This window comes from Nostoc sp. (genome assembly GCF_036917555.1).
In the GTDB taxonomy this organism is placed as follows: Bacteria; Cyanobacteriota; Cyanobacteriia; order Cyanobacteriales; family Nostocaceae; genus Nostoc.
Genome location: NZ_JBALDD010000031.1, coordinates 70,211 through 79,403, shown reverse-complemented (window position 1 = coordinate 79,403; position 9,193 = coordinate 70,211). Strand labels below are relative to the sequence as shown.

Here is a 9,193-nt window from a genome sequence, read left to right as displayed (position 1 = left end):
GCATTTTAATTTGTGAGCTATTCTGGTGTTTTGCCGCCCTGGCTGGTTTTAGATCCACTGTTGCGTGCCTGGTTGTTGGAGGATATCGGCAGAGGCGATCGCACTACAAATACTCTACTAGTAGAAGATGTGACGCTAGGCTCTGCTAAATGGATCGCTAAAGCTTCAGGGATAATTGCTGGCTTACCAGTTGCAGCTAGGGTGTTTCAGATTTTGAATGAGAAGGTCAGCTTTGTGACGGTTGCGGCTGAAGGTGCATGGTGTGAGCCGGGACAGGTGATAGCTGAAATTCATGGTTCGCTGGATGCACTGCTGATGGGGGAACGAGTAGCGCTCAATTTGGCTATGCGGTTGAGTGGAATTGCAACGCTGACTAATATATATGTAGAGAAAATTGCTGATTTACCTGCTCAGTTGGTGGATACGCGTAAAACTACGCCAGGGCTAAGACTGTTGGAAAAGTACGCGACTGCTTTGGGCGGGGCGATTAATCACCGTATGGGGTTGGATGATGCGGTGATGATTAAGGATAATCACATTGCGGCGGCTGGGGGAATTGCAGAGGCTGTTACCCGTATTCGTTCTCAGATTCCTTATCCTTTGACTATAGAGGTAGAGACGGAAAGTTTAGAGCAGGTGAAAGAAGCTTTGCAGCACAAGGCTGACATTATTATGTTGGACAATATGCCTTTGGATCTGATGCGTGAGGCGGTGCAATTGATTCGTCAGCAGGATAGGCGGGTGAAAATTGAAGCTTCGGGAAATGTGACTTTGGAAACTATTCGCGCTGTAGCAGAGGCGGATGTTGACTATATTTCTAGCAGTGCACCGATTACTCAGTCGAAGTGGTTAGATTTAAGTATGAGGATTGTAATTTAATTGTCAAAGTATCGGTAAAAAATTGGATTTATATAAAAAATATACATAAATTTTGCTCTTACTACTTAAATAAATAGTAAAATCTTATCATGTAATGTGAAAAAAAATTACCTGGAGAAAAATATAAAATGAAAAACGAATTGATTGCAGGGATGGCAGCACTTGGAGGTTCTTGATTAGGATCAATTACCGCCGCTACAGTACCTGTAGTTATGACTACTACTATATCTGCTGGTGGTATCTCAGGTTGGTTAGGCTTCACAACAGCTATTACAACAGTGATGGCTGCTCCAATTACTGTACCAGTGGGTGGGATTGTAGCAGTCGGAGCATTACTGACTTATGGAGGATATAAAGTATATAAACATATCAGAAGTCAAGAATGTCAATCCTAGACTTTGAATAACTGAGATAAAGACTGCTCACCCTAATTTTTTTTACATATTTCAAGACGTTAGAAGATAGTATAGCAGTTTGCAGTTGAGTCTAATACAGACCTTATCCCCAACCCCTTCCCTACAAGGGAAGGGGAGTAAGGATCAAAACCCCTCTCATTATAGGAGAGAGGTCAAAACTATACTGCATTCAACCAAAAACTGCTATATTGATGCAATTTTTAAGTTAGGTATCTTCGGTAGAAAGAAGCGAAATGTAGCGTAATGTTGTGTAACTGATTTAAGCGAACGTGGGTTGATAAATGAGTAAAAAGTTGGGACAGCAACTAAGGACGATCACCCTAACTTTCCTTTTGTTTTTTGCCATCGATAATTTGTTCTATTACAACTACTTATACAAACAATAGCTTAACGGTTAATTTTGATCAAGCTACGATGTGAAATAAGAACAGTGAGAAAAAAGCAATCACTTACCCATCCTCTAGGAATTACCTGAGAATCATCACAATGGTTATGGGAAATTAATTCAGACCAATTGTTACCGAATTGAATTTACAAGTCCCAAAAAATAACGATCGCCTTAAACAACAGGTTTACTAATTCGCAGTCCCATGATCACTAAGTCCCGTTCAACGCTGTCAAGTTCGGCAATGTTAGGCAAATGTCCCCAGCGTTCAAAACCAAACGTTTCAAAAAGTTTTAAACTGGGCTGATTGTGGGCAAAAATGAAGCATACTAGGCTCTTTAAACCCAAACTGGGACTTTCGCTAATTGCTTGTGCTAAGAGTTGCCGTCCCAAGCCACACCGATGAAAACTAGGGGCGATATAAATACTAATTTCAGCAGTTTTACTATAGGCGGGTCGCCCATAAAAGGATTGGAAACTAAGCCATCCAGCAATTACTCCTTCTACTTCGATTACCCAAAGTGGACGTTGTGAAGGCGATCGCCCCTTAAACCAAGTAAGGCGACTTTCCACGGATACTGGTTCTAAGTCAGCGGTTGCCATACGGCTAGGAATTGCAGCATTATAAATTGCCACAATTGCAGGCAAGTCAGTTTCAGTCGCATGGCGAATAGTCATTGTACCGTGTCAAAAAAATCTTCAGAAATATTCAAAAATAATACAGTGTTAACAGTAGCAATTCTACGGCTTTTATCGTATTGTCACAGCTACTTTGCCAGGTAGCGATCTCGTACCTTACATAAGATCATGTTTAACCTTACTAGCAAGTATGTGATGCGCTACTAGGGAAGATACCACAACTGCTATAATTAGAGGAAAATTCCAACGCACTATCTACTGTATTTTGTGTAACAAAAAAATTGTATAATTCCTTATTTTTAAATCTTAAGTTTTTATTACTAACGCATTATTCCTTATTCAATCCTACAGCAATAAATAATTTTATTATATCAGGAAACATCAACTTTTGGCATAAAAATGATATACTATTTTTGTCAAATTGAAATAATTTTGATTTTTTTAATTTAGTAAGTATAAATATTTTATTAATGTTATTTTTCTTAAATTTTACCTCAGATTTTAGAATCTCAAATACTTTAAAATGAAGACTTACAACTAATTTAATTATGCTTGTATATACATAGAGTTTAGGATTGTAGATAACAATAAATTGTATTTTGTAACAATATTTACAAAGAACTGATTTTAAGTTAGTAGCAATCACTACAAGTTCTATATATAGCTAAAGACAGAGGTCACTATCATGTCTTAATCTTTAAAATTAATATGAATATAAATTTTACTGATATAAAATTGAGTAAAAGTACTATACTATGTCTATTAATTGTTTAAAAGTTAGTGATAAATTCAGTGCTACTCAAGACAGTAAAATTTCAAATATTGTTGAAATAGCGCTTTTTATAGATAAAATAAAAAGTAGTATTTGGCTTTTTGGTATTCCATCTTGGCTTTTTGGAGTAACTGATAGAAGTATAGCCGCATTTGCCAATGGTTCTTTATCTACTATAGAAATATTTCAGCTATTTACAGCCTCTTTCTTTTTTGTGAGTTGGCTATATCTAAAACCGGAAGAAAGCTTCAATAGCAATGATTTAGACCCCAGTCAATATCAAGAATACCTTGATCGCACTCAAGCTAATAAGCTTCAATTAAGAAAGCTACACATGATTAGCCAGGAGTATATTTTACCTTTTCCTTATATTTGCCAAATATATCATCTATTGAACTTAAAACATTTAGAAACAGTTCATAGGTTTAGCCTTAATAATCTTAAAATTATTAATATCAGCCAGTTCCAAACTACAAATGTTGGTGGTAAAATCACATTTCAGACTATATTAGATTCGCCAGCTAATCCTTTGAGAATTTGGCGACAACCAACTGTAGAGGTGGATTTAATATTACATACTCCCTACACTGTTGAACTAAGTATTCCAGTCTACAATAACAAAAGGATAATTGTTATATTTCATGCTTTCCCATTAAATGACTCAGAACATCAGTTGTTTATAGATATTTATAGTGACCTAGAGTGGCCAAAGCCATTATTACAAATAATATTGCATTTTGCTTCTTGTTTGACAATTTTTGAAGATTTGCCTTATCTAAGAGCTTTAGCTGAGAAAAATATAGAGCGTTTATTCACTTTAAGTAAGACTTCAAATCACGAGAGTGCGTTGCTGTTTAAAAGGTACGTTGAGCTATATGGTTCGAGTGAAGAAACAACTAAATTACTTGAGGGAAGAGAAGAGAGTTAGGAATTTTGAACTCATAACTCTTGATCTTATTTAGTTAAGCGCGTGCTAGTAAGGGAGCAGCAGCTAGTAAGGTTTTGGTATAAGGGTGCTGAGGATTGGCAAAAATCTTTTTTGTAAGACCAAGTTCGACAATTTTACCGCTATTCATTACAGCAATACGATCGCACAAAAATCTAGCTAACCAAAGATCGTGAGTGATGAATAGATAAGTTAATTCAAACTCTTCTTTTAATTGCAACATCAAATCCAGCACCTGCGACTGAACGCTGGCGTCTAACATACTTACTGGTTCATCGCAGATTAAGAGTTTAGGGTGAGTAATCAAAGCACGAGCGATCGCTACTCGTTGCTGTTGTCCACCAGACAAATCTGACGGGTAACGCTCATAATACACTTCTGGCGGTGTTAATCCAACTTTATTTAGCATCCACAAAACCTGTTCTTTTGCCTTGGCAGGATTAGCTAAATTGTGGATAAATAAAGGATCTGCAATACTTTGTCCCACTGTCATCGCTGGATTGAGACAAGCATGAGGGTCTTGAAAGACCATTTGTATTTGTCGCCGCGAGGAACGAATTTCTTGACGCGATAGTTTAGTTAAATCCTGTCCTAAAAACTCAACTTTGCCACTAGTAGGACGAATTAGTTGCAATATTGTTCGTGATAGTGTGCTTTTACCACAACCTGATTCCCCGACTAAGCCAAGAATTTCTCCTGAATAAATATCCAGGTTGATCCCATCTACTGCTTTAATTGTCTGCGCTTGTGTGTTAAGCAGTCGTTCGATAAAGTTAGGTTCTATAGTATAGTGTTGCTTTAGTTCTGTAACGCTCAGAATTGGAGATTGCTGATTAATAATCGGTAATTGTTTTTCTTCGTCATTAACAATGATCAACTCTCCACTATCATTTACTGCTTGAATATGTAATGCTGCTTTTAGGAGCGATCGCGTGTATTCATGTTGAGGTTGCTTAAATACGGTTTCTGTAGAACCCATTTCGACCATCTTACCGTTGTACATTACGCCAATGCGATCGCAATACTCAGCCACCATTGCTAAATCGTGAGATATCAACAACAATCCCATGTTTTCTTCACCGCACAGGCGAGTTAATTCTTGCAATATCTGCGCGGAAACGGTGACATCTAAACTGGTGGTGGGTTCGTCAGCAACAATAAACTTAGGGTTGAGGAGTAAAGCTAAAGCGATCGCTACCCGTTGCCGCATTCCACCGCTAAACTCATGGGGGTACTGATTCCAGCGACTGGCGGGAATATTCACCTTTGCCAAGGTAGCAAGTGCTTTTTTTTTGGCTTCCCGCGCTGATAATTCTGGTGAGTGCGCCTGGAGGGTTTCGATACAATGCTTACCAATCGTCATCAGCGGATCGAGGCGTGTCATGGGATCTTGAAAAATTAAGGCGATCGCCTCTCCCCGAAATTTACGCAAGTGGTTAGGTGTCAAGTCAAACACCGATTTTCCTTGAAATGTCACCTGCCCCTGAATACGGCTAGAGGCTGGTAGTAAACGCATTACTGCCCGTCCGATAGTTGATTTCCCACAACCCGACTCTCCCACCAATCCCATTCTTTCACCTGGTTTCAAGGTGAAAGATACATCATCAACTGCCCAGCTTGCTTCTTCTCCACTCCGCCCAGGATAGGCAACTCGCAGATTTTCGATACAGAATAAGGCTTCACTCATAGTTAGTTATCAGCCCTGAGCTACCAGTTTTTATAATTTCAAATTTAGGATAGTCTATCAAATTAAGTATTAGACCTGTTTTATAAAACTTACCTAAACCTAGCCAAACTTAATTTAGTGTACCCGTAGCGATCGCGTTCAGAAGGCAGGAGTAACCTATGTTTAAAAGCATTAGACTTAGTTTGTATCTCATGGCACTTGATGCTCATAGCATATCTTCTTTTTAAATAGGGTAATGACCCACAACTAAGGTAATCAATCATAATTCTTTCCCCTGCCTTCTGCCTTCTGCCTCCTCTTAACTGGAGACAGCTATCGATATTCTTGATAACCACTGCTAAAGTTAATACAGCACACAACTATGATGTTATAAGTTGCAAAATTTAAATCTGTAGGAACTAGAATCAAAATTAAGTCAGTAAATCAGGATTTTCAAGTTAATATTATGGAGCAAAATCAGCCAGAACAGCGGCGTGCTGCCGATCAAGTGTTTCAAGAATCCCTCGAACAGTTGGAGGATATCTTACAAGAAAGTTCGACTGAGGAAGAAGAGATCCCCCAACTGCATACTAGTACTTTCACTGAAGTCGAACTCGATCAAGACTTGATAGATATTGATTTAGCGGCTCTTGAGGACGCAGTTGCTGATATTGAACAATATCTTGAAGAAATAACAAAAACCCAATTGGGGTAAAAAGTTAAAATTTATTACTGACAAATTAGTTGCCGTTGAGCTTCGTACAACATTAAAGCGGCTGCGATCGCCACATTCAAAGATTCCACCCCAGGACTCAAAGGAATTCTGACTTGCTGATCTGCGATCGCTGCTAAATCTGCCGATAATCCAGCACCTTCATTTCCCAGTAAAATCATACTGGGTTTTCGCCAGTCCACTTCCCAATAAGTTAAAGTCGCATCGGGCAAGGTTGCCACTACCTGCATTCCTGCCTGCTGACTTTGTTGGACTGTCGCTTTTAAATCTTTGGTTACGGCTGTTGCTAGACGAAACCATTGCCCTGCAGAAGCACGTAGAACTTTAGGACTATCTAAATCTACACTATCTCCACTGACCCACAACCCTGATGCTCCAGCGGCGGCGGCGGTGCGAATCATCGTACCCAGGTTGCCGGGATCTTGTATCGTTTCTAAAGCTAGCACTAAACCAGTCAATGGTAGTTGAGTTTGGGGTTTGCTTCGTTTTGCCGTTGCCACCACACCATCTGGTTGAACTGTGGTAGCGATCGCATCCAAGACTTCTTGACTGACAATTTCGGCGCGATCGCATCGGCTACAAGCTTCTTCCCATAGCGAAGAGTGGGCTACTTGCCATTCTGGGGTACAACACACTGTTTCTAGTGGGTAATTGACCGCACAAGCTTCTTCTAACAGGTGTGTTCCTTCCAGTAAAAATAACTGCTGCTTGTGGCGCTCCTTGGTGGAGTGCAGCTTGCGAATTTGCTTGACTAGAGAATTTTGTAAACTGGTCAACATCAAAAACTTAGGAGTTAGAAATTAATAGTTAGAAGTTAATTTAGTTGTCTTTCAACTCATAACTCTTGACTTTTAACTCCTAACTTAGATAGTATGCGGAACCCGGGACTTGAACCCGGAAGCCTTGCGGCACTAGAACCTGAATCTAGCGCGTCTGCCAATTCCGCCAGTTCCGCTGGCATTTTTGCTTATCGACAATTTCTTATTATTGCGTTATGTTTTACCTTTGTCAAGTAAAAGCATAACGCCTCCTTAAAAGTCTCTAACTATAAACGAGTTTTTTAGGCACAAGGTCGAATCAAAATATTAACTGAACAGTACAGCATTGATTTTTAGAGAACACTTAAGTTATTTTACTGAGTATTTATTTTTGCTTAAAATTACTACTTATTCATTCTTGTTTTTAATTTTTTTAAAAAGCTCAAAAAGCCTACTATTGCTTGTTTTTAGCCTGCATTTTCACCCCAAAAAAAATTTTTTATACAAAACACTGCTTTAAAACGTGGACATTTTGAATCTTTACTGTAGAATCAAAACCAACTTCAAACATATAAAATACGTATTACTTTTGGAGGTAGGCTTATTAATCCTTCTACCAGCTTACCAGATGCCAAAATGGCTCCAGAAGCAGACTCCTCAGTCTTGCAAATTTGGGGTGGGCATCCTTTGCGGGGTCATGTGAAAATTAGCGGGGCAAAAAATTCAGCACTGGTAATCATGGCTGGAGCCTTGCTGTGTCCGGGCGATTGTCGTATCCGTAATGTCCCTTTATTAGCGGACGTAGAGCGGATGGGTCAAGTGTTATCAGCTTTGGGTGTGCAATTAACACGACAAGGTGACATTTTAGATATCAACGCCAGCGAGATTAAAACATCAAAAGCTCCCTACGAATTAGTTACCCAGTTGAGGGCGAGTTTTTTCGCCATTGGAGCCATTCTGGCAAGACTGGGAGTAGCACAGATGCCCTTACCAGGCGGTTGTGCTATTGGGGCAAGACCAGTTGACTTGCATGTTCGAGGACTGCAAGCAATGGGAGCGGAAGTACAAATTGAGCATGGCATTTGTAATGCCTACGTCCCTGGCAGCAGCCGGAGATTAAAAGGTGCAAAGATTTACTTAGACATTGCCAGCGTTGGAGCGACAGAAAACTTGATGATGGCGGCTACCTTGGCAGAGGGTGAAACGATCATCGAAAATGCTGCCAGAGAACCGGAAGTAGTCGATCTAGCTAACTTCTGTAACGCGATGGGAGCGAAGATTAAGGGCGCGGGGACTAGCAGGATTATTATCGAAGGAGTCCCCAAGTTGCATTCTGTTGACTACAGCATTATTCCCGATCGCATTGAGGCTGGGACGTTTTTGCTGGCAGCAGCAATTACCCGCTCAGAACTTATTCTCTCGCCAGTGGCTCCAGAACATCTCATCCCAGTAATTGCCAAGCTGCGGGATATTGGAGTGACAATAATTGATGAAAAGCCCGATCACTTACACATTCTGCCAGCGGAAACCCTTAAGGCAACGGATATTGAAACTCAATACCATCCAGGTTTTCCCACAGATATGCAAGCGCCATTCATGGCTTTGCTGGCAGTGGCAGAAGGCGACAGCGTAATTAACGAATCCGTCTTTGAAAATCGCTTGCGTCATGCCTCAGAGTTGAATCGTTTGGGGGCAGATATTCGTGTCAAAGGCAATGCTGCTTTCGTTCGGGGAGTACCAAAATTATCTGGCGCACCAGTATTAGGTACAGACTTACGAGCATCGGCAGCGTTAGTCATCGCAGGACTAGCAGCAGAAGGACAAACCACAATTCAGGGTTTACAGCACCTTGATCGCGGCTACGATCGACTTGATGTGAAGTTGCAGCAATTGGGGGCTAAAATCCTCCGCGTAGGCGAAACATCAACAGATGCAGAAATCGCTCCCTGCATCAGTAGCCTGTCAAGTTGAAATTGATCGGTTGAGACTGATGCAGGGA

The 9,193-nt window shown here is 40.3% G+C and carries 8 protein-coding genes and 1 tRNA gene; 5 read left to right on the top strand and 4 right to left on the bottom strand.

Annotated elements, in window-relative coordinates; genetic code table 11:
- The first annotated feature begins 12 nt into the window (after positions 1–12).
- Positions 13–879 carry a carboxylating nicotinate-nucleotide diphosphorylase gene (nadC, locus tag V7K60_RS13760; RefSeq protein ID WP_334926299.1) on the top strand — a complete coding sequence of 289 codons (867 nt, stop codon included), beginning with the start codon at positions 13–15 and terminating at the stop codon, positions 877–879.
- 212 nt (positions 880–1,091) lie between these two features.
- Positions 1,092–1,274 carry a hypothetical protein gene (locus tag V7K60_RS13755; protein ID WP_334926297.1) on the top strand — a complete coding sequence of 61 codons (183 nt, stop codon included), beginning with the start codon at positions 1,092–1,094 and terminating at the stop codon, positions 1,272–1,274.
- Between the two features lie 580 nt (positions 1,275–1,854).
- On the opposite strand, the gene V7K60_RS13750 is transcribed toward V7K60_RS13755, so the two are convergent.
- On the bottom strand, positions 1,855–2,358 hold the full coding sequence (locus V7K60_RS13750; protein ID WP_334926295.1) for a GNAT family N-acetyltransferase: 504 nt from the start codon (positions 2,356–2,358) through the stop codon (positions 1,855–1,857).
- 716 nt (positions 2,359–3,074) lie between these two features.
- Between V7K60_RS13750 and V7K60_RS13745 the strand changes: the two genes are divergently transcribed.
- Complete coding sequence (locus tag V7K60_RS13745) at positions 3,075–4,019, top strand: hypothetical protein (protein ID WP_334926293.1); 945 nt, start codon at positions 3,075–3,077, stop codon at positions 4,017–4,019.
- A gap of 34 nt (positions 4,020–4,053) precedes the next feature.
- Here V7K60_RS13745 and V7K60_RS13740 read toward each other — a convergent pair whose 3' ends face one another.
- Complete coding sequence (locus V7K60_RS13740) at positions 4,054–5,724, bottom strand: ABC transporter ATP-binding protein (RefSeq protein WP_334926291.1); 1,671 nt, start codon at positions 5,722–5,724, stop codon at positions 4,054–4,056.
- Positions 5,725–6,169: 445 nt separating this feature from the next.
- Between V7K60_RS13740 and V7K60_RS13735 the strand changes: the two genes are divergently transcribed.
- Positions 6,170–6,418: a hypothetical protein gene (locus tag V7K60_RS13735; RefSeq protein WP_292778744.1), complete on the top strand. Its 249-nt coding sequence runs from the start codon at positions 6,170–6,172 to the stop codon at positions 6,416–6,418.
- A gap of 14 nt (positions 6,419–6,432) precedes the next feature.
- On the opposite strand, the gene V7K60_RS13730 is transcribed toward V7K60_RS13735, so the two are convergent.
- Together V7K60_RS13730 and V7K60_RS13725 are read right to left on the bottom strand one after the other, a co-directional pair.
- Positions 6,433–7,215, bottom strand: coding sequence for a TrmH family RNA methyltransferase (locus V7K60_RS13730; protein ID WP_334926289.1), 783 nt, complete (start codon positions 7,213–7,215; stop codon positions 6,433–6,435).
- Positions 7,216–7,309: 94 nt separating this feature from the next.
- Positions 7,310–7,391, bottom strand: a tRNA-Leu gene (locus V7K60_RS13725).
- A gap of 439 nt (positions 7,392–7,830) precedes the next feature.
- Here V7K60_RS13725 and murA point away from each other — a divergent pair.
- A complete protein-coding gene (gene murA / locus V7K60_RS13720) occupies positions 7,831–9,165 on the top strand; it encodes a UDP-N-acetylglucosamine 1-carboxyvinyltransferase (RefSeq protein ID WP_334926287.1) in 1,335 nt (444 codons plus the stop codon).
- Positions 9,166–9,193 lie beyond the last annotated feature (28 nt).